Raw genomic sequence first — 25010 nt, 5'->3', positions numbered from 1 at the left:
TGACCTTCCAATCGTTGTAATGCCTAGCCTTGGCTAACAACTTTGCACAGACGCTTCGGAAGGGCCGAAGCCCTGCTGCAGGAAAGGGATACAGCCATGCGTCGAACATTCAAATTTGCTTTAGCGGCAAGCGCCATCGCCGCCATCGGAACCGCCTACGCTGCCCGCGATGGTTCCGATCATAAAGACAAGGCAGCAGAACCGCCACCAGAAGCCACCAGTGCACCCGCAGGCCCCAGCGTGCCTGTTGCTCAAGTTCTGGAGCGCAGCATTCTTCCCTCTACGGATTTCACCGGATTTCTTGCCGCCCCTCAATCGGTAGGACTACGTTCGCGCGTAAGCGGCGCGGTCGAAGCGGTCAGCGTCCCGGAAGGCAGTCTGGTACGTAAAGGGGAGGCTTTATTTCATATAGACCCGCGCCCCTTTCAAGTGGCTCTGGATACAGCCACAGCGCAATTACGTCAGTCCGAGGTTCTGGCCAAACAAGCGCAAGACGATCTGAACCGGGTACAGAAACTGGTCGAGACCGGCGCCGTTTCCCGCAAGCAATACGATGATGCACTGGCCATACGCAACGCCCAGCAAGCCCAGGTCCAGGTTGCCAAAGCAGCGGTCGCCGCCGCGCAGCTGGACCTGTCCTACACCCATATCCGCTCGCCCATCTCGGGTCGGGTAGACCGGGTCCTGGTCACGGCAGGCAATCTGGTCAATGGCGGCGCCACTGATCAGGCCAGCCTGTTGACCACCATCGTCTCCACAGACCCTTTGTATGCGTACTTCGACATAGACGAAGCCACCTACCTGAAAGCCATCCGCCAGACCCGCCCCGAAAAGGATGACAAAACCTCCGGGCTACCCGTTTCCGTTGGACTGGCAACAGATCAGGGCTTTCCGTATCAGGGGACACTGGACTTTGTGGGAAACCAGATTGATCGCAGCACCGGGACCGTACGGGCGCGCGCAGTCATTCCCAATCCCGACGGCATGCTGGCCCCCGGCCTGTTTGCGCGCATCAGACTGGCTACGGGGGCAGAACAAGCCGCTATCTTGATTGACGATCAGGCCTTGGGTACTGATCAAGGGAAAAGATATGTGCTGGTTGTAGACCAGAACAATCAAGCCCAATACCGCGTGGTCGAACCTGGACCGATGGTCGATGGTTTACGTGTCATTAAAAGCGGTCTGCAAGCAGGTGAAAAAGTCATTATCAAAGGCTTGGTACGCCCCGGCATGAGCATCGCTCCTCGCATGGTTCCCATGCAGGCGGGCAATGAGACGGTACGCCCCGCGGAGGCCCAACCATGAAGTTCCCTCACTTTTTCATCGCCCGGCCCATCTTTGCCATCGTGCTGTCCTTGCTGATGCTGATCGCCGGTGCCATGGCCTTCTGGCAACTGCCGCTAAGCGAATATCCGGCAGTCACGCCCCCTACCGTGCAGGTAACAGCCAAGTATCCAGGTGCCAATCCCGAGGTCATTGCCGACACGGTGGCCGCGCCGCTGGAACAAGCTATCAATGGCGTGGAGAACATGCTGTACATGAACTCCCAAATGGCGACCGACGGCCAGATGGTCCTGACCATCGCCTTCAAGCAGGGAACAGATGCCGACATGGCCCAGATCCAGGTGCAGAACCGGGTTTCTCGCGCCCTGCCCCGTCTGCCCGAGGAAGTTCAGCGCATCGGCGTTGTCACCCAGAAAACCTCGCCAGATGTGCTGATGGTGGTCCATCTGGTCTCCCCGGAAAAACGCTACGACTCGCTGTATCTGTCCAACTTTGCCATCCGGCAGGTACGAGACGAACTGGCCCGCCTTCCTGGGGTGGGTGATGTGCTGGTTTGGGGAGCCGGTGAATACTCCATGCGCATCTGGCTGGACCCGTCCAGCGTAGCAACACGTGGGCTGACAGCCAGCGACATCGTGGCGGCCTTGCGCGAACAGAACGTGCAGGTCGCTGCCGGTTCTGTGGGGCAACAGCCCAATACGGACTCGGCCTTTCAAGTCACCGTCAATACTCTGGGGCGTCTGTCCACGGAAGAACAGTTTGGTGAGATTGTGGTCAAGACGGGCGAAGACGGACAAGTGACCCGTCTGCGCGATGTAGCCCGAGTCTCTTTGGGGGCCGATGGCTACACACTACGCAGTTTGCTTAATGGCGAATCCGCCCCTGCCCTGCAAATTATTCAAAGCCCAGGTGCCAATGCCATTGATGTCTCCAATGCGGTACGCGCCAAGATGCAGGAACTGCAAGGCGGTTTTCCGCAAGACATTGAATACCGCATCGCCTATGACCCGACAGTCTTCGTTCGGGCCTCCTTGCAATCCGTAGCCATCACCTTGCTGGAAGCCGTCTTGCTGGTGGTGATTGTGGTTGTCCTGTTTCTGCAAACCTGGCGTGCTTCCATCATCCCGCTGGTCGCCGTGCCAGTGTCCCTGGTGGGCACCTTCGCCTTGATGCATATATTTGGTTTCTCCCTGAACACGCTCTCGCTGTTCGGGCTGGTCTTGTCCATCGGCATCGTGGTTGACGATGCCATTGTGGTGGTAGAGAACGTGGAACGGCACATGGCGCTGGGCGAGTCGCCCAAGCAAGCGGCCTTCAAAGCCATGGATGAAGTAACCGGCCCGATTATTGCCATCACATCCGTTTTGGCAGCGGTCTTTATCCCCTCCGCATTTCTATCCGGACTGCAAGGCGAGTTTTATCGACAGTTCGCCCTGACGATCGTGATTTCCACCATTTTGTCGGCCATCAACTCCTTGACCCTATCGCCCGCGCTGGCCGCCATCCTGCTCAAACCTCATCACAGCAAGACACGTCCAGATTGGCTGACACGGCTGATCGATACCCTGTTTGGCGGATTCTTCCGCCTCTTTAACCGTTTCTTTGACCGCGCTGCCAGCTCTTACGTAGGGACAGTGCGCCGTGCAGTCCGTGGCAGTGCGATTGTTCTGGTGTTGTATGTCGGCTTTGTGGGTCTGACCTGGCTGGGTTTTCACCAAGTACCCAACGGCTTTGTGCCCGCTCAGGACAAGTACTTTCTGGTGGGCATCGCTCAGCTTCCTAGCGGAGCCTCACTGGACCGCACCGAAACGGTGGTCAAGCAGATGTCGAACATTGCCCTGGCCGAGCCGGGCGTGGAAAGTGTGGTCGCGTTTCCAGGCCTGTCCGTCAACGGGCCGGTCAATGTTCCCAATTCCGCTCTGATGTTTGCCATGCTCAAGCCTTTTGACGAACGTCAGGACCCCTCGCTTTCTGCCAATGCCATCGCCGGCAAGCTGATGGGCAAGTTCAGCCAGATCCCTGACGGATTTTTAGGGATTTTCCCACCGCCACCTGTCCCCGGACTAGGCGCCATGGGCGGCTTCAAACTGCAAATTGAAGACAGAGATGGTTTGGGCTTCGAAGCTCTGGTGCAGGCACAAGGGCAAATCATGGCCAAAGCCATGCAGGCCCCGGAGCTGGCCAATATGCTGGCCAGTTTCCAAACGAATGCGCCCCAACTGGATGTGGAGATTGATCGGGTCAAAGCCAAGACCCTGGGCGTCTCCATGACAGACGTATTCGAGACCTTGCAGATCAACCTGGGATCGCTGTATGTCAACGACTTCAACCGCTTCGGGCGCACTTACCGCGTCATGGCACAGGCTGACGCGCCATTTCGCGCCCAGGCTCAGGACATCGGTCTGCTGAAAGTACGCAGCAATAAAGGCGACATGATTCCCTTGAACGCCTTTGTCACCCTGACCGAAGGCTCCGGCCCCGACCGGGTAATACGTTACAACGGCTTTCCTTCCGCCGACATCAGTGGCGGCCCTGCCCCTGGCTACTCGTCGGGACAGGCCACAGACGCTATCGAAAAAATCCTTAGGGAAACCCTGCCCGAAGGCATGGTCTACGAATGGACAGACCTGGTCTATCAGGAAAAGCAGGCCGGCAACTCCGCCCTGTACATCTTCCCTCTGGCCGTCCTGCTGGCCTTCCTGATTCTGGCCGCCCAATACAACAGCTGGTCCCTGCCCTTTGCCGTCTTGCTGATCGCCCCCATGGCCCTGCTCTCGGCCATAGGTGGTGTCTGGCTATCCGGTGGCGACAACAACATTTTCACGCAGATTGGTTTTGTAGTACTGGTCGGGCTGGCCGCCAAAAACGCCATTCTGATTGTGGAGTTTGCCCGCACGCAGGAAGAGGCGGGAGCTGACCCATTGACGGCCGTCCTGGAGGCCGCCCGGCTACGGCTGCGCCCCATCTTGATGACCTCTCTGGCCTTTATCGCTGGCGTGGTTCCCCTGATGCTGGCCAGTGGAGCAGGTGCAGAAATGCGCCACGCCATGGGGGTGGCCGTGTTCGCCGGCATGTTGGGCGTCACCCTGTTCGGCCTGCTACTGACCCCTGTGTTCTACGTGCTGGTGCGCAAACTGGCACTGCGCCGCCAACAGCGCCGGGCCCCTGACCGCAACGACCAGCAACACGCATGAAGCCAAGGACAAGCATGAACATGATTTTCCCCTCTCTACCCCGCGTTCGACGCCTCAGCCCCCTTGCCCTGGCATTGATACTGACAGGCTGTACACTGGCTCCCAAGTACGAGCGGCCGGCCGCCCCTATCGAGGCCACGTATCCCGCTTCCCCCCTTGCTACCGAAGAGGCTAGCTCTGCTGCAGTCATCGCTGCAGAAATAGGCTGGCGCGACTTCTTCCGCGACCCGCTACTACAGCAACTGATAGAAATTTCACTGGCAAACAACCGCGACTTTCGTACAGCGGCCTTAAATGTCGAAGCGGCACAGGCGCTGTATCGCATTCAACGCGCCAAACTGCTACCAGAGCTGGGGGCGGCCGCCAACGGTGCCTCCGAGCGACTTCCCGCCGACCTAAATCCAACTGGCACCAGCCAGCTTAATCGTCGCTACGAGGTGGGCGGTGTCAGCACAGCCTGGGAGCTGGATCTATGGGGCCGCATCCGCAGTCTGAACGAACAGGCACTGGCCCACTATCTGGCCCTGGATGAAACTCGCGTAGCGGCCCAAACCAGCCTGATCACCGAGCTGGCCAATACCTATCTGACGTTGCGGGCCGACCAGGAGCTACTACGCCTGAGCAGCGACACGCTGGCAACGCAACAGCGCTCCTACGAATTAAGTCGCCAGTTAAAGGAACTGGGCCATGCCACCCAACTGGACCTGCGCCGCGCGGAAGTCGCCCTGCGACAGGCAGAATCCAGCTATGCCGCCTATAGCCGCCAGGCAGCCCTGGATCGCAACGCTCTGGTCCTGCTGTTGGGACAAGCACTCAGCGCTGATCTATCCAGACAGCTGGATGAGGCGGTTACGCTGCCCGATCAGATCCTTGTGGCGGATCTACCTGGCGGCCTGCCCTCCGACCTGCTGGTACGCCGACCCGACATTCGGGCTGCCGAGCAAACCCTTCGAGGCGCCAACGCCCATATTGGCGCAGCACGAGCTGCTTTTCTTCCTACCATCAGCCTGACTGGGTCCATCGGAACCGCCAGCGCTTCACTGGAAGGTCTGTTCGACTCGGGTACACGGGCCTGGAGCTTTTTTCCCAGCATTAATCTGCCCATTTTCAAGGGCGGTGCCCTGCTGGCAAATCTGGATGTCGCCCATGTGCGCAAACGGATAGAAATCGCCCAGTATGAAAAAACCATTCAGGTCGCTTTCCGGGAAGTTGCGGACGGGCTGGCAAGCAAAAGCCTGCTGGACCAGCAGATCCAATCCGAGAAGCTGGCGGTCACGGCCAGCCTTGAGGCTCAAACCCTGGCCGAGCAACGCTTTCAGGAAGGTATGGACGACTACTTGAGCGTTCTGGATGCACATCGCAGCCTGTATAGCAGCCAGCAAACACTGGTCAGAACGCGCCTGGCACGACTGAGCAATCTGATTGACCTGTACAAGGCTTTGGGGGGTGGGTGGAAGGAGTACACAAACTCGGCGGATCACAACACTTGAACCTCGCTTTTGTGCCCGAGGCAGGACGGCATGTGCATGGCGTGCATGGATGGACCTCCCACTCTGGCCCTGACACTGCTCTAGCAGTGCCCGGGCAGCACGGTTGATCTTAACGATTCCGACGGGCCCGCTCCTGCACGACGTTACTTTCCAGCATCAATGCCGCCCGGCTAGTAACCCGATCCAGCATGCTGCTCAGGGCCGACAGTTCTGCTGCACTCAAATCCTGAAAGATCTCCTCGTTCAAGGACGCAACAACCGGCATAACCTCCTCATAACGCTGCATCCCCAATTCCGTCACCGAGACATGCACAACACGCGAGTCTTTGGTATCGCGCGTCCGCTTTAGCAAACCTTTCTCGCACAAAGTACTGACCGCTCGTGAGCAACGAGCGGTATCCAATGCTGCCGCCTCGGCCAAAGCCGTGCCTGTCAAAGCAGGATGCATGTTGGCAATCGCCAGAATGCGCCATTCACGGCGAGTGATATTGAAACGCCCCTCGCACAAGCGAATAAAAATCGGATTACTGGCAGACCAGGCTCGATACAGCTGGAACATCATCATGGCCGGCAGCGTAAGGGGCGCCGCACTGCCTGCAGTGCTTGCCAAGGCAGGGGAAGGCTTGGGGGAGCTGACCATGGGATGACCTTTAACCTTGAAGATACTTGATTAGAACAACTATCAGCCCCCTTGGTAAGCTGCGGTAAAAACTGATGGAAATCAAAAAAAAGGAGACAAATCATGGCCCTGAACCGCCTTCGCGCCACGGTAACAAGCTGTCTGCTGTCAGGACTGCTGTTCACTGGTTTATCCCACGCAGCAAGCCCCGTTGAAACCCTGACTGTCGTTGTGCCCTATGCGCCCGGAGGCGCGTCTGACCGGGCCGCACGCATTGTGTCGGACGGTCTGCACAAGAAACTGGGTATTCCCATTGTGGTCGAGAACAAGACCGGCGCCGGGGGCCGAATTGCCGCCCAGTATGTCAAAAGTACGGCGGCAGACAAAAATGTGCTGATCCTGGCCAACCCCGCCGTCATGGTCGTCGCTCCCCTGGTTTTCAATGACATCCCCTACAAACCCGACACCGACTTTCAGGCCGTTTCCATGGTGACTGAATACGGTTTTGGGGTAGCGGTGTCGGCAGACAGCGACATTCAAACCATGGACCAACTGATTGCCTGGGCCAAAGAACATCCCGGTGCCTTCAATATTGGCGTCCCGGCCACCGGCAGCCTGCCGCACTTTTTCGGCCTGATGCTATCCCAGCAAATTGGCTCCAGGGGCGAGATCATCGGCTATCGCGGTTCGGCCCCAGTCATTACAGACTTGATCGGCGGCGTACTGCCCTTGGCTATCGATACGCTGGATGTACTGACGTCTCAGCACCAGGGCAAGCGCATCCGCATTCTGGCCACCTCGGGCAGCGAACGAGAAACCACCCTGCCAGATGTACCTACCTTGAAACAGTCCGGTTTGGACCTGGAAGCCTCAGGCTGGAACGCCTTCTTTGCCCCGGCTTCCATGCCTGCCGACAAAGTCGCCTTCCTGGGCACGGCCATTAAAGAAGTCACCCGCGACCCGGCGCTGCAAGAAACACTGCTGAAAAATGAATTGATTCCCGTATCTGCCGATGCAGAAGAAACCCGCGTACGCATTGAACAATTCCGCCAGCAATGGGCTCCGGTCATTCAGGCCTCCGGCTTCAAAGTCACGCAATAAACCAGCAACACAGACAACATGACACAACGCAAGAACGTCCTGTTCATCATGGCCGATCAGCTGCGGGCTGATCACCTGGCCTGCTACGGCCACCCTCATATTCGTACCCCCTATCTGGATGCTTTGGCCGCCAAAGGGGTGCGCTTTGATCGCGCTTTCGTCAATTCCGGCGTCTGCGGCCCATCCCGCATGAGCTACTACACGGGTCGCTACCCGTCGACGCACGGAGCCACCTGGAACCGCGTGCCCTTGTCGGTAGGCGAAGTCACCATGGGCGAATACTTGCGCGCCGGTGGGCATAAACTGGTGCTGGCGGGCAAGACCCACATCATGGTCGACCACAAGGGGCTGGAACGACTGGCTCTGGATGGTGGCAGCGAACTGGCCCGCCTGCTTAAAACAGGGGGGTTTGAAGAGATAGACCGTTACGACGGCCACCACGAACCGGGAGAAGAAAGCGGCTACCCGGCTTACCTGCGGCGTCATGGTTATGAATCCGACGACCCATGGACAGACTTTGTCATCTCTGCGCACGGGCCCGATGGGCAGCCAGTCAGTGGCTGGCACATGCGCAATGCTTGCTACCCGTCCCTGGTAGAGGAAAAGCATTCAGAAACCGCCTACATGACGGATCAGGCCCTGTCTTTCATGGAGCGCATGGGAGATGAGCCTTGGGTGCTGCATCTGAGCTACGTCAAACCACACTGGCCCTATATCGCTCCTGCGCCCTACCACGATATGTACAGCGCCGAGCAATGCCTGCCCGTAGTGCGCAATGAGGCCGAATTAAGCAATGCGCATCCGGTCGTAGAGGCCTACCGCCAGCAAGAGGAATGCGTCAGTTTCGCCAGCGAAACCTGCATCAACACGGTCAGACCCGCCTACCAGGGCCTTATTACCCAATTGGACGACCACCTGGGCCGCTTGTTCGACTTCATGTCCCGCAATGGCCTGATGGACAACACCCTGATCATCTTCACGGCCGACCATGGGGATTTTCTGGGCGATCATTGGCTGGGCGAGAAAGAGCTGTTCTATGACACCGTGCAGCGTGTACCTTTCATCGTCTACGACCCGTCACCGGAGGCGAATGCTACGCGGGGAACAGTCGATGACAGAATGGTCGAAGCCGTGGATGTGCTACCTACCATGCTCTCGTGGCTGGGCCTGCCGCTGGCCTCCCACAGACTTGAGGGACGAGACTTGCTGCCCCTGCTACATGGCACCCAGCCACCTTGGCGCGACTGCGTGTTTTCCGAACTGGATTACAGCTATCGCCTGGCGCGCGTGATACGCGATAAATCACCATCCAATGCCAGAGCCTGGTCCCTGCGCAGTGACCGCTGGCGCTATGTGTATTGGCTGGACGAGCCTGAGCAGCTCTATGACCTGCATGCCGATCCTGAGCAGTTCAACGACCTGGGCCAATCTCCAGACCACGAAGACGTACGGGTTGAATGTCGGGAGCGCTTGCTGCAGTGGTTCACAAGCCTGAAACGCCGAACGACCGTGACGGACGAAGAAGTAGAGCGCGGTACCAATGCGTATAAAAAAGCAGGGGTATTTTTCGGGCAGTGGTAAGCCCAGGAGCAGAAAGGGCAAGCGTGTAGCATCAAGCGCTTGCCCCCTTCCTAGTCCGGGTTCTTCGGACCGCGGCGCTTGGGCAAGATGGCGGGCGTATCGTCATGTGGCTTGAACAAATACGGACTCTTATCGGGTTCCGGATTCGGAGAACCATCAAACTGCGTGGCTTTATGGTCTACCGGCCGCCTTCGCTCCTTGTCTTTGCCGCGTTCATTTACTTCTTTCAGGTCTTCCTGCACCCGCCCGGCAATATCCACTTGGGATTCGCTGCTGGGCTCCGGTGCTTTGGCTTGATTCGAGCCTTCGGTGTTGCCTTTGCGTGTGGGACTCATGCTGACTCTCCAAAGATCAGGTTGCGCAGACAGGCTCCAGCAAACAGTGTGCCTAGTAGCCTTCATGGCTGCCCCCAAGCTGAAAACCTGCCAAGCAAGGCCGTCAATCAACAGCCTTGGACGGATGTGGACTAAGGTTTGGCCTGACTGTGACCTTCATTGGCACGAGCCAGAAAGATCCGTATCAACTCCGGTGAGTGCTCTTCCAGCCAACGAGCCATCGCGCGCTCTTGCTCCAGGATTTGATGGCACACCATCGCCGTCTCCGTATCGCCCACAAAATCAGCGGCCTCCTTGAGCTGGCTGTAAGCCGCAATTTCCAGGTTTTCGAAGGCAAAGCTGAACATCGTGCCTTTCACCACCTCATCAGAGGCAAAGATCCCGGAAAAGCCCTGAAACGCTGCCATAACTTTCCCGCCCAGGTCTTTGAGCAAGGACGTATCCCCACCGCGCCGCTCTATGCATTCGCGCACCAGCCCCTGCTGTGTCTGAGTTTCCTTGATATGTTGCTGAATGCGCTGATGCAACTCCGGGTAGTTCTCCACCCGCGAGAGCATACTGTTGAGCATCGTCTCAGCCTGTTCTTCCATTGCATGTGCGTCTCGAAGCCAGTCCATCAAGTGTTTGTCCGCGCGTGATTTATTGGTATCCATGACATTCTCCTGTCGGTTTGCCTTGCCGCAACTGCGACAAGCAACTGATACCCAGCATATGGCGTTCCCAAGGTGCCAGCGCCCCGCGCACACCTTGAAAAACACCAAACAGCTACCCGCTTCCTCTTGAATCAGCCCCCACACATCCCGGACCGAAAAATTAAAGCCAGGCAATCACGCACGGCAAGCAAAATACTTAAATAATCGACATTAAAAAGGCGCCCAGCCCCGCCAAAAGTACAACCAACGCCGGCGGCACACGCCCCACCGTCAACAAGCCAAACAAGAGCAAGGCCAAGCCGAAATCCGCCTTGTCATGAATGGCACTGGTCCATACCGGGTCATACAGCGCGGCCCCCAGGATACCGACCACCCCTGCATTAATCCCTGCCATCGCCGTGCGCACACCAGCCCGATGTCGCAGCCCTTCCCAAAAAGGCAGGACGCCAATCAGAATCAAGAACGCCGGGATAAAAATTAGTGCCAACAGCGCCATGCCCCCCAGCCAGCCTTGCAAAGGCCATTGAGCCATCGCCCCGATATAAGCCGCGAAGGTAAACAGGGGGCCCGGCACTGCTTGCGCCGCCCCATAACCCACCATCAAGTCCGCATTGCTGACCATTCCTGTCGGTACGACAGAGGCCTGCAAGAGCGGCAACACAACATGCCCCCCACCAAAGACCAGTGCCCCGGATCGGTACACCCCCTCCAGTAACTGAACAATCGATGAGCCTGTTGCCGCAGCCCACACAGGCAAAGCAAGCAAGAGCCCGACAAAAGCCACTAGGGCAGCCATCCCTACCCTGCGAGACACCGGATACGAATGAGCCTGAGCCACCCCTGCTTGAGCAAAGTCCAATTTCCACCATGCGATCAAACCTGTCACCGCAATGGCCAGAACCTGCCCAAAGGCCGAGGGCAAGGCCAGACTTAACAAAGCAGCCACTATCGCCAATGCGGCACGGGATCGATCAGGGCATAAGGATCGAGCCATTCCAAACACCGCCTGGGCCACAATTGCTACCGCCACAACCTTGAGCCCATGTACCCACGCTGACTCTGCAATCCCCTGCTGTCCCGCCAATCCCAAGGCAAACAAAATCAATGCAATGGCCGATGGCAAGGTAAAGCCGGTCCAGGCTGCCAGCAAACCCATCCACCCGGCACGCCCCAGCCCCAGCGCCATCCCGACCTGGCTGCTGGCCGGGCCCGGCAAGAACTGACACAGGGCAAGCAGATCGGAGTAGCTGCGATCATCCAGCCAGCGACGGCGCTCTACGAACTCGGTACGGAAATAACCCAGGTGCGCGATCGGGCCGCCAAACGAAGTCAGCCCGAGTTTCAGGAAGGCCCAGAAGACCTCCAGCGGGCTGCCTGGCCTACCCGACGCCTGCCTCTGCACTTCTGCCGGTACTGATGTGGGTGTCTGTGTCTGTGTCTGTGTCTGCACAGGTTCGTTCGAATTATTCATTGCTGCCTGTTCCCCCCCTTGATCAACATCCGGCACACGTCATCTGCACCACCTGTTTTTACTGCTGATTAGTTTTCTGCTTACCGCCGATAGACAAGCTACAGACACCTTAGCCTGGCAACATATGATTATTGTGATGTAGAAAGTCAGGAATTTACCCACGGCGATTTAACTCGACCCACCCAACCCCGCCTCCCGGCACTCGCCCAGATAGCTTACAAACGTGGAAATCCGCGCCTACAAAGCCGTATTGCGGTAATACACCTCATTGATAGGCTGACTCATATCCAGCGCACGCTTGGGAAACAACTGCCCCAGCATCCACCACAGCAATAAATGCCCCTGCCTGAGTCAAGACAAACAGATACCAAGGCTTCTTCCACCCAATAGGCTATGATTTACAAGCCATGCCAAACGGACAATAACTGAGCAAAACCTACCAAAAAATAGAGATCATTACTCCAGAGCCATGAGTCAGCCACATCTTGTAGAAATAAACCAATATTCGTTTTCACCGGCGGCTTTGGCGGACATAAGAAATAACGCTTATGCGGTCGGTAACTGGCCTTTGGTTTATATCCTCAGTGACGGAACCAAACGCCGAGCCTATGTAGGTGAAACAAGCAGTGCGCTGACCCGTTTGAATACGCATCTGCAGCATGAGCATAAGAAAATGCTCACTACCGCCCATTTGATCAGCAGCTCACGCTTTAACAAGTCCGCTACGCTAGACATTGAATCGGCGTTGATCAAATACATGGCAGCCGATGGTTGCTTCGAATTGCTCAATGGCAATTTGGGCCTGTCCGATCACAACTATTACCAAAGAGATGAGGTCTACACGCAGATCTTTCGTGAGACGTGGGACAAACTCCGTGGCCAAGGCATAGCCAGGCATTCGTTAGAGTCGATTGATAACTCCGACGTTTTTAAATATTCCCCATACAAAGCGCTATCTTTCGACCAGCGTCAAAGCCTGGTGGAAATGATGCGCGCTCTGCTCAATGACAATCTGCGTCATCTGGTCGTTCAAGGCGGAGCAGGCACCGGAAAGTCGGTCCTCGCTATTTTCCTGTTCAAGCTGATCCATACTGATGAAGCGGAACTGAATCTTCAGGAGTTTTCCGAAGAGGAAAACGAGCTACGTGAACTGCTCAGCCAGCTAAAACAACGTTTCCCTACCCCCCGAATGGCCTTGGTAGTGCCTATGGCTTCATTCCGCGCCACCTTGAAACGGGCATTCAAGAACGTGGCTGGCCTGCGCCCTGACATGGTGATCGGTCCGTCACAACTGGCTCGGGAGACTTACGATATCGTACTGGTGGACGAGTCCCATCGACTCCGCAAACGAGTCAACCTGGGTTCCTACTACGGAATATTCGACAAGGTCTGCAGCGACTTGGGTTTGGATAAAGATAGCTGCAGCGAAGTGGATTGGGTGACCCAACAGGCTAAAAAGGCCATTTTTTTCTACGACCCCGATCAGTCCATCAAACCATCGGACGCCAACGCGGCAGACTTTCAAAAGATCAAGCAATCACCTGACGCTAGAGTAATGACACTGACTTCTCAGTTTCGCGTCCAAGCAGGCCAGGACTATGTCGACTTCATAGACAAGCTTTTGAATGTCCACCTTGCAAAGCAAGAGCAATACCGCTCCAAAAAATATGACTTTCTACTCTTTGAAAACATCGCAGATCTGGTTCAAGTTATTGAGCAGAAAAACCAGACTTACGGCTTGGCCCGCCTGGTAGCCGGATATGCCTGGCCATGGCATTCGAAAAAAGACTCCACGCTTTATGACATTGAAATAGACAATGTAAAACTGCGTTGGAATCGAACCAATACGGACTGGATTAACACGACGGGGGCAGAAGATGAGGTTGGTTGTATTCACACCACCCAAGGATACGACCTGAACTACACCGGCATCATTTTCGGAACAGAGATTGGCTACGACGCCGACACGAATCAGATCACGATCAACGAAAAAAACTATCTGGATCGAAACGGCAAGCAAACCATAAAAAGCACAGAAGAACTGAAGCAGTACATCCTCAACATCTACAAAACCATCATGCTTCGGGGCATCAGGGGCACTTACGTCTATGCCTGCGACCCGGCGCTGCGGGCCTATCTCAAGCAACATATCCCCAGCTACCAGGCTCCCCCAGCCCAAGAGCTCTTGCCTGCACCAACGTTGGTGCCCTGGGTCAATGCCGTTCCCTTCTATGACCTCCAAGCCGCCGCTGGCAGCTTCAGTGAATTGCAACACGTAGAAAACAAAGAATGGGTTGGCCTGCCCAAAGAGATGGAGGCGAAGCAAGATATGTTCGCCTGCCGGGTCGTAGGCGAATCCATGAACAAGATCATCCCGAGTGGCTCGCTCTGCCTTTTCCGCCAGGATCCCGGTGGAAGCCGAAATGGCAAAATTGTTCTGGTAGAGTGCTTGTCTGCTCAGGATAGCGACGATGGCTCAAGATTCACCGTCAAAGAATATGAAAGCATCAAAACCCAGACGGCAGAGGGCTGGGAGCATAAGAAGATCTTATTAAAGCCCCGCTCTACCCAACTTACGTTTGAAGCGATTGAACTCAATGAAGACGCCGAATATCGCTATCGGGTAGTGGGCGAGTTTATAAGGGTTTTGAGCTGAACAATGCCTGTGTTTTGCCGAACACAGGCATTGCGCTACGCAAGCTCAGGAAGAGGAAAGATAACCGAAGGGAAGATTAAGCAAAAAAAAGCAGACGACACGTCTACGGGCATGTCGTCTGCTTGCCTTCTACTGCAGTGAACCGTTTAGAAGCGTGTGCGTATACCCACACCAAACGTATCGCCACGCGACAAACCAGTCAGTTTGTCGCTGTAATACGCAGCATAGACATCCGTGCGCTTGGAAAGCTCGTAGTCGTAACCCAAGGCCCAGCTGTTGCGCTTGACGTCACTGGCCCCACTACTACGCGTGTGACCATACGAAGCCAGCACCTTGCCGCCGCCCATAGGGACAGACACACCAAACTGCCCGCCCTTCATCGTGATGTCACCACTAATAATGGTGTTCTTCACGTACTGAAACTGAGCAAATACCTTGGCAAAATCAAAGTCATAAGCCATGCCTAACTGGCTTGCTCGCTGATGACGAAAGCCCACAATGATGTTTTCCAGATCATCCGCCTGATTGTCGAACTTGATCTGCTGATAGGCTAATGTCGCCGAGAAAGCACCATTGAAATACAGCGCATTGCCACCCCATTTATTGGAGCCAGACTTGTTAGGCTCGTTACTGAACCCGTAAATCAAGTTTGCCGTCAGGCCATTGAAGTCTGGCGTGGTGTACTTGACCGCATTGCTCCAGCCCGAATCGCCCAGCACACCTTGGCCTTCCATCCCCAGATACGTGTGAAACACCGACGGGGAGAACGTGTAGGAATCGCCAAACGGGTTAAACAAAATGGTGGAGACGAAATAAGGCGTAGTCAGCCGCCCCAGCGTCAAAGTGCCTGCATCATCACTTTGCAAACCCACATAAGCACTACGAGAAAACATGGGATCGCCATTGAACCGCCCCGCCTGACCTGTCTCTGGCCGGAAGAACCCTTCCATGGCAAACACGGCGCGAACACCGTTGGACAACTCCTCCTGGCCTTTCAAGCCCCAATAAGAGGTTGTCATCCCTCCCCCGCCTACCGTCCCTTCCCGCTTGTTGCCTCCTACAGGCTTATGTATGCCTGCCCAGGCATCAACCAGACCGTACAGCTGTACATTGGATTGCGCGTGGGCAGTTGACCCTATTCCCAGCAAAGCGCCCAGCAACCCACCTGCCAATATCGGCATCTTTAGAACCATTGTGTCTCCGTTATCGTTTTCAGTATTGTGGTGATCCCCCTTCCCTTTTTCTAAGGGGGAGCCCTGACTGGGTGTAATCCACTTCGGCACTACAAACAAGCAAAGCGAACAACCCCAGTTTTTCTAGGGGCTTTTGATTTTTACTGTCACTTACAAGTGGTTTGGAAAGATGCGGGTGATAACAATTATTCAGGAAGGTACGTCGCGAAGCAGGCATGCTTTTTTGGGTACTACCGTTTTTCTTAATCTAGGCATGTGTTGCCGACGGGACTTGCCAGGTGGTTAAAAGCTCAATAAGCATCGGTTTAGAGACGTAAATATTGAGAATACTTGGCTCAACTTACCAGGTATCACAAGCATAAAAATCGACTAACGCAGATGAAGCCATCAAGGAGCCACTCCCAGGCTCCTTTTAAAGTACATACCATCTCGATCTTTCAGCATTAAAAAATTAATCCGTCAAAAGGGCTCAATAGGTTTAAAAACCCCCGTCTTGCTCATATTGCGCCGAAGGTCAAACTGAGCCAGTGCCTCCACCACATCAATCATGGGCAACATCTCAAAATTGATCTCTGACCATGCCTCCCTACTCACCTTCACGGAGTACAAATAATCATCACGCAACTGCCCTGTTGCCGGATCATGACGTTGAGAAAACCCCGATAGAGTGATGCCCTGAACGACAGGGAGAGCGGCAAAGGTTTCCCCAATAATCCGGAAACCTACACCATGCACATGGGCCATATAGCGCTTACGTACCTGCACTGCTGGCAGATCCTTCACAGACAGCTTCAAGCCCCTTGCCGGAACCGCTGCAATCTTCGAGGGCATATCCTCAATCTCCGGCAAATCGATATCCAAGTGAACATGCGCTCCCTGCTCCGCAATGTCCAACGATATCAACGTCTCCCGAGGCCAAGCGATATCCTGGAGGTTAGCTTCCAGCCATTGCTCCATCGCTGCCGTATCTTGATAGATATCCTCTTCAAGCAGCTTACGCCGCTGCTCTTGCTCATAAGCATGTTGAGTCTGATCACTTTTCCATGCAGCCAATAACCGTTGATGCTCGCTGGCTATCTGCTGATTGAGCTGATTCAATTTTTCCAAACGTTTGGGAAAAAACTTTTCCCACCATTTTGCACTTAGCAAAGCAGGCTGCAAGGGCTCAGAACGAAGAAAACGCTCTGGAACATACCTGGGTGCAATATGAGGCGCAGGAGTGTCTAAATGGATATTAGCCACCGCTTCACATTCACTATTTATTTCATCGCATTTACGCTGGATTAAGCTTTGAATAGCCTGGCGGTTCTGCTTCTTGGCGAGCTCAACAACCGACTCGGAAACAGGCTCTCCGTCCTGATCATGGAAACTCAACATTCCTTGCTCTGTGACCCCACACACCAAAGAGAAAGTCTGTGTTTGCTGGGCAGATTGGCGCGGCTTAGGGGCAGGAGCAGCCTTATATAGGGTATGACGAGCGGAAAATCCCAAAAAACTGGTATTGAGATGTGCCCCACGCTTACCAACATTCACCGTTGAGCCCCGCGGCCCCAAGGTCCAGCTAGTGCCCGAGCCACTCAAGTTCATGCGTATGCCTGGAGCCAACTTAATCGATCGTCGAAAACGTACAGCCACAACTCCCTCCATGCTTTTTAATAGTTTTAAAAGCTTATGAACTTCCACAAAAGAGGTTTTGGAATGCAGAGAAACCTGATGGGGATGTATAACACTGTGCTGAGGCTAACTCAAAACCAGAGGCGGCTAACTACCAGGCATAGTCACTGAATAAGCGGAAGCAGAGATAAAGGCACGAGACGGAGACAATCGCAGACAAAGGTAAGCATCGCTGTACCGATTCTGTATCTATTGAAGTGCTGAGTTGATTCCCTGAACAGGGACTGACACTACGGTATCTTCCAACTGTTTGAACTTCAGGAAGATTTTAGATGGTGCCCGGGGCCGGAATCGAACCGGCACGCCTTGCGGCGGGGGATTTTGAGTCGGTGTTTTACAGTGTTTCTACAGGGAAATGGCGCGAATTCTAGCGTAGGTTGAAATAGGTAGAACCAGTTTTAAATCAGTAGGTTAGCGTATTTTACCTGAATTGGTGAAAACTGGTCACTGTACCTGTACTGTACCGAAACTCGGTGCAGTACAGGTACAGTGTCAGGCATTTTTCTTGATGAATTCAGCGATCTCTACCTCTTTGGACTTCGAGAAAATCCAACCGCCGAGCGTGGAGTTCCAGCGGCCACCAAGTTCTTTGAGTTGCTCTTTAATGGATTTGGTGTCGCCTTTGACTAAGAATGATTTGATTTCACCATCTTTCTCGTAATCTTCCATGAAAATGCGTCCTTCCTTGACGATTTTCTTAAGCGATGCCGCCTTCTCTTTAACTTCCTTAGCTGTAGGTGGAATAGCCGGTGTGCCAGACAGCAAAAGGCGTACGTTCACGGAAATCTGATTCAATAACTGTTCCTTGAAGTCAGTGATGCTTGTATAAGATCCAGTTAGACCAAGTTTCTGCATTTTTTTTTCGAAGTCTTTCAGAGCCTTGTACTGATCTATGTCGAGCTTAGTAGGATCTATGTTTCTTGATGAAAAATAGACCATGACAGGCTTCTGGTTTTTTATAAACCACTCGATCTCTTCGGCGGTCCCACTTTCGCTGACACCGGTAGGCGACCCGAGTCTCGTCCAGAAAACTCCGATAGCCATATCGCACGAAGTGACGATTTGATTATTTATGACTCCTTGTGCTCGATCGCCAAGTAACGGTGCAGAGTGCGTCTCCCATTTTACCGGCAGCAATACTACCGAGTTCGATTCTGCGTTTGCTATATTCCATCTGGAAATAACCTCGGGTATTGCCTGCCGCTCTTCATCAACATCGCCTGGGCTAGCTATTAGTATTTTGAATACCTTTGCGTCGAACGACATGAAAACTCCTCAGTATTGATTTTATACGTTAAGAAATAATAACAAGTGGGCTAGGGAGAGCATTCTTATGGGTTGCTTCATGAATTAACTGCTGTCTTCGTCGGGCCTACAATTCTTTGGCCTTGCTGGCGGAGGGTTTAGGAGTTCCATCGACCCAAAAAACCTCGAGAGTGTGATCCTTGGTTTTTCCTACGGCATCTCTAAAAGTCAGTAGCCGTTGTTCCGTCGCTCCGCCGTTGTCTAAGACAAGGTAGATTCCGTACTGGCTTTTTTCCGACTTCTGATATATCGGAAGTTGGGTTTGGAAACCCTTAAGGAGATTCTTGTTGCTGGTGAGCTTTATTTCGACGAGAACCTTGCCTTTAAGCCCTGAGCTTAGCTTGAAATCTACGGGGCCTCTGCCGGAGTCGCTTTCAGGAGAGAGGTCAAGAGAGTTTGCCTCGCAGTATGCTGATGCCACACCAAAGAAGAGAAGCTGTGCGGCTGATTCGTGCTTCGGTTTGCCATCTTGGTCGTAAAGCAACCTGCATAGTTGCCCATCTTCAATCAGGTGCCTGAACTGCTCACAGATTGATTTAACAACACCAAGAACATCTTTTGCTGTGGGTTTCTTTGGGAGACTTAAAGGAAGAGTATGTTCATTAGGAAGGTTTCTTGTTTTTGTGTACCAAAGAACTTGTCCTGATGGATCATCTGAAAAATCGTAGGGGCTGATGTCGAATTTCAGATATGCTGCGACAACGTCTTTAAGTGTTTGAGGGTTTTCTATAAAAGACTTCCTCAATCCATATTTTTTTTCCGAAGTTGTTCTGCCTCGCCAAGACTCTCCGATGTATTTATTTAGCTCACGCCTGAGTTCCTCATTTTGCTCCGCAATGTAGAAGACATCTTGCATGTTCTCTGCTACTGGAAGTTCCCTTAATACATCCTTCGGAACTAACACTAGCGGCGAGTCTGAATATGGGTTTTTAGGAAGCCTTACTTTCTGGTGGTCTCGAGAAAGTCTTTGCTCTTCCGTAGGAATGCCTGTTTCATCGCAAACCCGCTGCGTGAAGCGGATTAAATCAGGCATGATGATTGTAGCAATCATGTCGCTTATGAAGTCAGGGCCAATTCCATCTTCAAAGACGCCAACAAGCTCGAATATTGCAGGATCGTTGTTCCCCGCAGAAATAATCTCTTGGATAGTCTCTAGAAGCTTCGCCCGAGTCTTTTTGCCCATGCCTCGGCCGTCGACTCCTGCTCCCGTATAGCCGATAGATAGCCCTTTGACTTCAGGAAACTGAAGTTTCTTATCAGCTGCTCGCCAAAACACGTCACCGGTCTTCTGAATCTTTTCTACGATGGTTAGCACATCACAGAAATGAGTAGAAACCTTCGCCGCGCTTCCTGATAGTTCAGGCGCAGTCGTTGTATCTAATAGGCGAGGGTCGATGAAAAGGCGTGTGTCAATTCCCAAGATGGGATCGAGTGCTCCTGATTTATCAAAAGTTACAGGATCAATGCCATAGTAATCGGATAGGCTCTTTACGGACACTGCGACCTCCTTGGCGTCTGCGCCCTGATTGTTTTGCTTTTTTGCCGGAATCTAAACTGTTAGCGCACTGTTGAAACTGAGTGACAAAAACCGGCGACAGCCTATCCTGCACTAGCTTCAATCACCTATATTTTCTTCGTCATGACTAAGCTTTTGGGCTTACCAAGACACTACGCGGTTGCACAAATTCTTCGAGGTCAATGTCCCCGTTGATGAACCGTTGAGCATGTTCTTAATCTGCTGCACTGAGCGAGAACCCCTCCAAGCCGACTGATGCGCGTGCGTAATTGACGGCCGCTACACGCCGGTCGCGCTCGGCACCGGATATCGTTTTAGTTAGTTCAGTTTCGTGCGAACCCATCTCAGCCATGGTTGTCTCCCGTGCTTTAGGTAACGCAATTTTACAAGGTGTGGGATTTTTTTGGTGCTTTGTCGAGAAAACAGGCAAAAAGGTTTCACGCAGAAATTGTCTTGTTTTTGTGGCTATCAATAGATTTTCCCGATTGACGGAAGTATTGGCGGTCATCCGTGATGCACACTTCCCAAAGAGGCTTTGCCTCTCTGGACTCTCGACCCTCGCCGGCGGGAGCCTCTGGTGCAGGGGTTACGGGCCAATGGCCCTGAACGCCTATCCCCGGGCGCAACGTGTGAGCACTCCTGCCGCGTCAAGGGGCCGTGTCCTCGCCCGTAGGGCTGCGCGGACCGGACCGACCCCTTGGCGCATCTAGAGGCCATGCAGCCTGTCGGCAAGAACGGACGCGGGATGCAACCGAAGAGGTTACCCAAGCGAAACGCGGAGAGAAGTATGAGTTAACCGAGAAATGGTCCTGCCGATGGCGAGGCCGATGCATACACTACCGTGCGCGTCGCTTACCGTTGATTGCACCGCCAGTAGCCGGCCCCCAGTTCTTGTCCATGCTCTGCATGATATGCAGCCGAACGCATTGCGCTGCGTCAGTGTACCGAAACTGTACCTAAGCGAACTTTAAGGAAAATCCCCCAGTACTGGGGCTATGACTTGAATCGCGCTAAGTGCTTGTGAACACTAGGGATTTTTGAGTGGTGCCCGGGGCCGGAATCGAACCGGCACGCCTTGCGGCGGGGGATTTTGAGTCCCCTGCGTCTACCAATTTCACCACCCGGGCTAGGTATGGCAACCTGGGAATCCAGGCTTGGAAGGAAAGATTGTTATTATACGCAGATTCCTCGGGGTTTTGGCAAGTGCTACAGCAATTTTTTTAAATTTAGCCTGGCACTGAAAACATTCCCGCCTAAAGTCCGTCTGAAGCTCCGTTTTCCGCCTGCTTTGTCACAACTGCTTAAGCATTAACGGACGGTTCTCGGCGGACAAGCACCTGCACCACTTCTGGCCATACTCAAACCTGGATTCCAAATAAAAAAAACAGGCCAGGTACACCGTCCTGGCCTGCTCAATTTTTTGGTTCTGAGTATGGAGCCCCTAGTCCCCTGCCACAGCCTGCCCGTTACGAATCCACTCTCTCCAGATCGCGACCAACAAAGCCATCAGGACCGGGCCGATGAACAAGCCCACGATGCCCATTGTTTGCACACCGCCAACCAAACCAAAGAAAGTCGGCAAGAACGGCAATTTTACCGGGCCACCCACCAGGCGTGGTCGCAGTGTTTTGTCGACAATGAACAGCTCGATAGCGCCCCACAGGAACAAGCTCACGCCAGCCACCAGGTGACCAGAGCCTATTAAATACAAGGACACCATTGTGAATGACAGGGGAGCACCGCCGGGGATCAACGCCATAAAGCCGGTGATCACACCCAAGAGTACGGGCGATGGAACACCAGCAATCCAATAGGCGATACCGAGAACCACGCCCTCACCCAAGGCGATCAAGCCCATCCCGGTGACAGTGGAGTTAACAGTAGCAGGCACAACCCGAGAAAAACGCTGCCAGCGGCCTGGCAGGATGCGCTCACCAACAATATCCAATTGCACCAGCAGCCTGTCACCATCTTTAAAGATGAAGAACAGCGTGATCAGCATGAACAGCACGGTCAACAGCAAGTGGAATACGTTGCCGGTAGCGGACAAGACCATGCGGTAGATATTGCCAAGATGCTGGCCGCTAACCATCTCGACCAGCTCGCCCAACGCGTGGGGTTCGCCTAAATAGACTTGCCAGTATTCGGTCAAGCGCTCGCCCATCAGGGGCATGGCTTTGATCCATTCCGGGGTCGGTGTGCCGTAGCGGTTGGCGGCCAGCGCCCAAGTGATGAAGCTGCTGGCTTCCTGGATCGCAAAAGACAAGGCCAGGGACAAAGGCACGACCAGGACCACGATGACGACCAGCAAGGCCAATGTAGCCGCCAATGCGGTGCGGCCATTACAGCGTACAACCAGCCGTTTATATAAGGGCCAACCGGCCAGGCCTATGATCAGCGCGGCCAGAACAGGGACCAGAAATCCCTTTAAAAAGTAGACGCCTGCGGCCAGCAAGAGCAGCAATAGCCAGCGAGCGATAAGGAATGCGGGTAAGACGGGTTGCATAAACGGTGGAGACCCTCTTGTCTATTGGTCTGGGCATGGGTCGGTGCCCGAAAGTTTTTTGACGATAGCATGATCACAGCCCTAGGAATACCCGTTTCTTACAACAAGCTGATAACACTTTTTAAGGTGGAAGCAAGCTCTAAGCGGCACCCGCGATCTGCATAGGGTCAAGACTCATCATGGCGGGCTGGATAGCAGCATCAGGACTGGGTCGGTTCGATAGAGATAACTCGGATCTGATCCTCAATGAACTGCGCCTCACATCGCGCCTTGCCAAGTCTACTCCTGCTGCTGTGAAGCAGCTTAAACGCTGCACACGAAAGCTTGAAATCTACAACAGGCGTTCAAGTCTTGTGATTCTCAGTCGCTTGAGAGCTGAAACAGGCATCACGTGCTGGTGCTGGTGCTGGTGCTGGTGCTGGTGCTGGTGCTGGTGCTGGTGCTGGTGCTGGTGCTGGTGCCTTCAGTCTGCTCTTGCAGAGCTCCCGACTTCTTTTTTTTGTGAGCAATAAAAAACGCCCTTAGGCTGGTTGCCTCAGGGCGTTTCTCTATATTCAGGGGCGTCTTTAGACAAAGCCCTGCTGACTGTGGCTGTCTTTATCCCCTCAACTCATGCTCAGGGCGCCACCGGCAATGCACGTTTATGCGCCGAAGCACGGAAGGTTTTGATGATGATCTGCGTGGCTTCATCGTCAATCACCTTGCCTTCCAGAAAATCATCAATCTGGTCATAGCTGACACCAAAGGCGTCTTCGTCCGGTTTCAAGGGGCTAAGGCTTTCCAGATCAGCAGTGGGGACTTTGAACACCAAGGCATCAGCAGCGCCCATCGCACTAGCCAAAGCACGCACACGGCGTTTGTTCAAGCCAGCCAAAGGCGTAATGTCAGCAGCGCCGTCACCAAATTTGGTGAAAAAGCCCATCAAGGCTTCAGCGGCGTGGTCTGTACCCACCACCAAGCCACCGTTCGCACCAGCAATCGCGTACTGCGCCACCATACGCTGACGGGCTTTGATGTTGCCCATCAGAAAATCCTGTTGAGCAGCATCGCGGAACTTCAGGCCGGAGGCCAGCAGTTGATCCAGCATGGCGTCCGATGCGGGCTTCACGTTCACGACCAAGGTCTGATCGGGATTGATAACCTTCAAACCACCTTGGGCGTCTTTCTCGTCAGCCTGCTCACCGTAAGGCAAACGCACGGCGATGAATTGCGCTTGATGGCCTTGCTGACGTGCCTGCTCTACGGCTCGCTGAGACAGACACCCTGCTGCCAGGGAGTCCACGCCCCCGCTGATCCCCAGGACCAGGCTGCGGCAGCCGGTACGCAGCAGATAGTCACTTAGAAAGCGGACGCGACGTTCGATTTCTTCCTGAGCATCGAAATGATCCGTGATCCCCAATTCCGCACGGATACTGGCTTGCAAAGCGCGTTGATCATCAGTCATGGCGCAGGCTCTCTACACAAAGTGAACAATAGTTCGATTGTAAAGGACTGGGAGAGCTGTGCCATACCGCCTTATCAGGGGTTTTTAAAAAATTGGGATCCTTATTCATTAAAAATGGATTCTGTATATAATCTTCAGTCAAGAAAAGCAAATCGCCCTTACTGAGACAAGCCCCTTTGCTATAGCTCGGGCACAATAAAACCAGCCCATGCCATCCGGTGCCTTGCACGACATTGAGCGTGCCTACGCGCCCGGCTGGCAGCAAGCTCACCAGACGTATCCCATGAGATCCTCAACTGAAATCGCAGACGAAATCCTGAGACGTATTCAGTCCGGCCACTACCGACCCGGCGACTCGCTAAGTCAATACGAGCTTGCGGAGGAGTTTCAGACCAGCCGCACCCCTGTTCGGGAAGCCCTGCGTTTTCTGGAGGCACGCCGCGTGACCTCGTTGACCAAGACCGGGCGCACGATTGTGGCTATTCCTTCTGCCAAATCAATCCGCGAGGCATTTCAGATTCGGGCCGAACTGGAAGGCTTGGCAGCGCAACTGGCGGTGGACTGGATCAAGGACTCGGATCTGGAGATCTTGATGCAGCATCAGTCCGACTATGCCCGCACCTTGCGAACGCGTGTGCGCAGCGAGGAGGGGTCAGAATGGTTGCAACACAACCGCGCTTTCCACGACTTGATCACGATCACCAGTCACAACGAGCGCCTGCACGAGCTGATTCAGGAGCTGCAAAACGACAGCGTCTCCAGCGCTTTAAGTTTTGCCTCGAAAATGCCGCCGCGTTTGATGGAAGAAAATATTCTGGAGCATGAGGCTATCATCGCCGCGCTGGCCGATCGCAATGGCACCGCCGCTCGAGAAGCCATGACGGAACACGTTGCCAAGACCATGAATCTGGTCCTGGACTGGTTGCCAGAGCGCTAAGCAAAAAAACAGTGCCACCCGCAAGGAGAGGTGGCACCGCACAATCAAGGT

18 protein-coding genes, 1 tRNA gene and 1 pseudogene are annotated in these 25010 nt (G+C 54.2%); 7 read left to right on the top strand and 13 right to left on the bottom strand.

What is annotated here, in order from left to right; genetic code table 11:
• The first annotated feature begins 96 nt into the window (after positions 1 to 96).
• From NBV64_RS02920 to NBV64_RS02910, 3 genes are read left to right on the top strand one after another with little or no spacing between them, the layout of a single operon-like run.
• On the top strand, positions 97 to 1305 hold the full coding sequence (locus NBV64_RS02920; protein WP_250756661.1) for an efflux RND transporter periplasmic adaptor subunit: 1209 nt from the start codon (positions 97 to 99) through the stop codon (positions 1303 to 1305).
• Complete coding sequence (locus NBV64_RS02915; protein WP_250756660.1) at positions 1302 to 4478, top strand: efflux RND transporter permease subunit; 3177 nt, start codon at positions 1302 to 1304, stop codon at positions 4476 to 4478. The genes NBV64_RS02920 and NBV64_RS02915 overlap by 4 nt, the downstream gene beginning before the upstream one ends.
• Before the next feature lie 14 nt (positions 4479 to 4492).
• Entirely contained in the window at positions 4493 to 5968 is a 1476-nt protein-coding gene (locus tag NBV64_RS02910) for an efflux transporter outer membrane subunit (RefSeq protein ID WP_274984790.1), read from the top strand.
• A 109-nt stretch (positions 5969 to 6077) separates the two neighbouring features.
• On the opposite strand, the gene NBV64_RS02905 is transcribed toward NBV64_RS02910, so the two are convergent.
• Positions 6078 to 6608 (bottom strand): MarR family winged helix-turn-helix transcriptional regulator, encoded by a 531-nt coding sequence (locus tag NBV64_RS02905; protein WP_009463746.1) that lies wholly within the window; start codon positions 6606 to 6608, stop codon positions 6078 to 6080.
• Positions 6609 to 6710: 102 nt separating this feature from the next.
• Between NBV64_RS02905 and NBV64_RS02900 the strand changes: the two genes are divergently transcribed.
• Both NBV64_RS02900 and NBV64_RS02895 read left to right on the top strand, forming a co-directional pair.
• Positions 6711 to 7688: a tripartite tricarboxylate transporter substrate-binding protein gene (locus NBV64_RS02900; RefSeq protein WP_250756659.1), complete on the top strand. Its 978-nt coding sequence runs from the start codon at positions 6711 to 6713 to the stop codon at positions 7686 to 7688.
• Between the two features lie 18 nt (positions 7689 to 7706).
• Entirely contained in the window at positions 7707 to 9269 is a 1563-nt protein-coding gene (locus NBV64_RS02895; protein ID WP_250756658.1) for a sulfatase-like hydrolase/transferase, read from the top strand.
• Between the two features lie 50 nt (positions 9270 to 9319).
• On the opposite strand, the gene NBV64_RS02890 is transcribed toward NBV64_RS02895, so the two are convergent.
• From NBV64_RS02890 to chrA, 3 genes are all read right to left on the bottom strand, one after another.
• The gene (locus NBV64_RS02890) at positions 9320 to 9604 is read right to left on the bottom strand and encodes a hypothetical protein (protein WP_035271398.1); all 285 of its coding nucleotides are present in this window, start codon (positions 9602 to 9604) and stop codon (positions 9320 to 9322) included.
• Positions 9605 to 9735: 131 nt separating this feature from the next.
• Positions 9736 to 10257, bottom strand: coding sequence for a ferritin-like domain-containing protein (locus NBV64_RS02885; protein ID WP_009463738.1), 522 nt, complete (start codon positions 10255 to 10257; stop codon positions 9736 to 9738).
• 196 nt (positions 10258 to 10453) lie between these two features.
• Positions 10454 to 11728 (bottom strand): chromate efflux transporter, encoded by a 1275-nt coding sequence (gene chrA / locus NBV64_RS02880; RefSeq protein WP_250756657.1) that lies wholly within the window; start codon positions 11726 to 11728, stop codon positions 10454 to 10456.
• A 469-nt stretch (positions 11729 to 12197) separates the two neighbouring features.
• Between chrA and NBV64_RS02875 the strand changes: the two genes are divergently transcribed.
• A complete protein-coding gene (locus NBV64_RS02875; protein WP_250756656.1) occupies positions 12198 to 14384 on the top strand; it encodes a DNA/RNA helicase domain-containing protein in 2187 nt (728 codons plus the stop codon).
• A 146-nt stretch (positions 14385 to 14530) separates the two neighbouring features.
• On the opposite strand, the gene NBV64_RS02870 is transcribed toward NBV64_RS02875, so the two are convergent.
• The 9 genes and pseudogenes from NBV64_RS02870 to nadE all read right to left on the bottom strand — a co-directional run bounded on the left by NBV64_RS02870 (position 14531) and on the right by nadE (position 24022).
• Positions 14531 to 15577 (bottom strand): porin, encoded by a 1047-nt coding sequence (locus tag NBV64_RS02870; protein ID WP_425541746.1) that lies wholly within the window; start codon positions 15575 to 15577, stop codon positions 14531 to 14533.
• A 459-nt stretch (positions 15578 to 16036) separates the two neighbouring features.
• On the bottom strand, positions 16037 to 16954 hold the full coding sequence (locus NBV64_RS02865) for a DUF4236 domain-containing protein (RefSeq protein ID WP_250757279.1): 918 nt from the start codon (positions 16952 to 16954) through the stop codon (positions 16037 to 16039).
• 108 nt (positions 16955 to 17062) lie between these two features.
• Positions 17063 to 17224: pseudogene (locus NBV64_RS19060) on the bottom strand (DUF4236 domain-containing protein); the annotation flags it as partial.
• 519 nt (positions 17225 to 17743) lie between these two features.
• Positions 17744 to 18517 (bottom strand): DUF4062 domain-containing protein, encoded by a 774-nt coding sequence (locus NBV64_RS02855; RefSeq protein ID WP_250756655.1) that lies wholly within the window; start codon positions 18515 to 18517, stop codon positions 17744 to 17746.
• Positions 18518 to 18623: 106 nt separating this feature from the next.
• Positions 18624 to 20054: a DUF8370 family protein gene (locus tag NBV64_RS02850; RefSeq protein WP_250756654.1), complete on the bottom strand. Its 1431-nt coding sequence runs from the start codon at positions 20052 to 20054 to the stop codon at positions 18624 to 18626.
• 232 nt (positions 20055 to 20286) lie between these two features.
• Positions 20287 to 20580 carry an antitoxin VbhA family protein gene (locus NBV64_RS02845; protein ID WP_250756653.1) on the bottom strand — a complete coding sequence of 98 codons (294 nt, stop codon included), beginning with the start codon at positions 20578 to 20580 and terminating at the stop codon, positions 20287 to 20289.
• A gap of 534 nt (positions 20581 to 21114) precedes the next feature.
• Positions 21115 to 21199, bottom strand: a tRNA-Leu gene (locus NBV64_RS02840).
• 314 nt (positions 21200 to 21513) lie between these two features.
• Positions 21514 to 22578, bottom strand: coding sequence for an AI-2E family transporter (locus tag NBV64_RS02835; protein WP_021447032.1), 1065 nt, complete (start codon positions 22576 to 22578; stop codon positions 21514 to 21516).
• A gap of 616 nt (positions 22579 to 23194) precedes the next feature.
• Positions 23195 to 24022, bottom strand: coding sequence for an NAD(+) synthase (nadE, locus tag NBV64_RS02830; RefSeq protein WP_250756652.1), 828 nt, complete (start codon positions 24020 to 24022; stop codon positions 23195 to 23197).
• A gap of 283 nt (positions 24023 to 24305) precedes the next feature.
• Between nadE and NBV64_RS02825 the strand changes: the two genes are divergently transcribed.
• Complete coding sequence (locus tag NBV64_RS02825) at positions 24306 to 24959, top strand: GntR family transcriptional regulator (RefSeq protein WP_031232756.1); 654 nt, start codon at positions 24306 to 24308, stop codon at positions 24957 to 24959.
• Positions 24960 to 25010 lie beyond the last annotated feature (51 nt).

It is taken from the genome of Alcaligenes sp. DN25, from assembly GCF_023674485.1.
In the GTDB taxonomy this organism is placed as follows: Bacteria; Pseudomonadota; Gammaproteobacteria; order Burkholderiales; family Burkholderiaceae_B; genus Alcaligenes; species Alcaligenes phenolicus.
The sequence above is the reverse complement of the archived record's forward strand: the minus strand, read 5'-3'. Positions and strand labels throughout refer to the sequence as shown.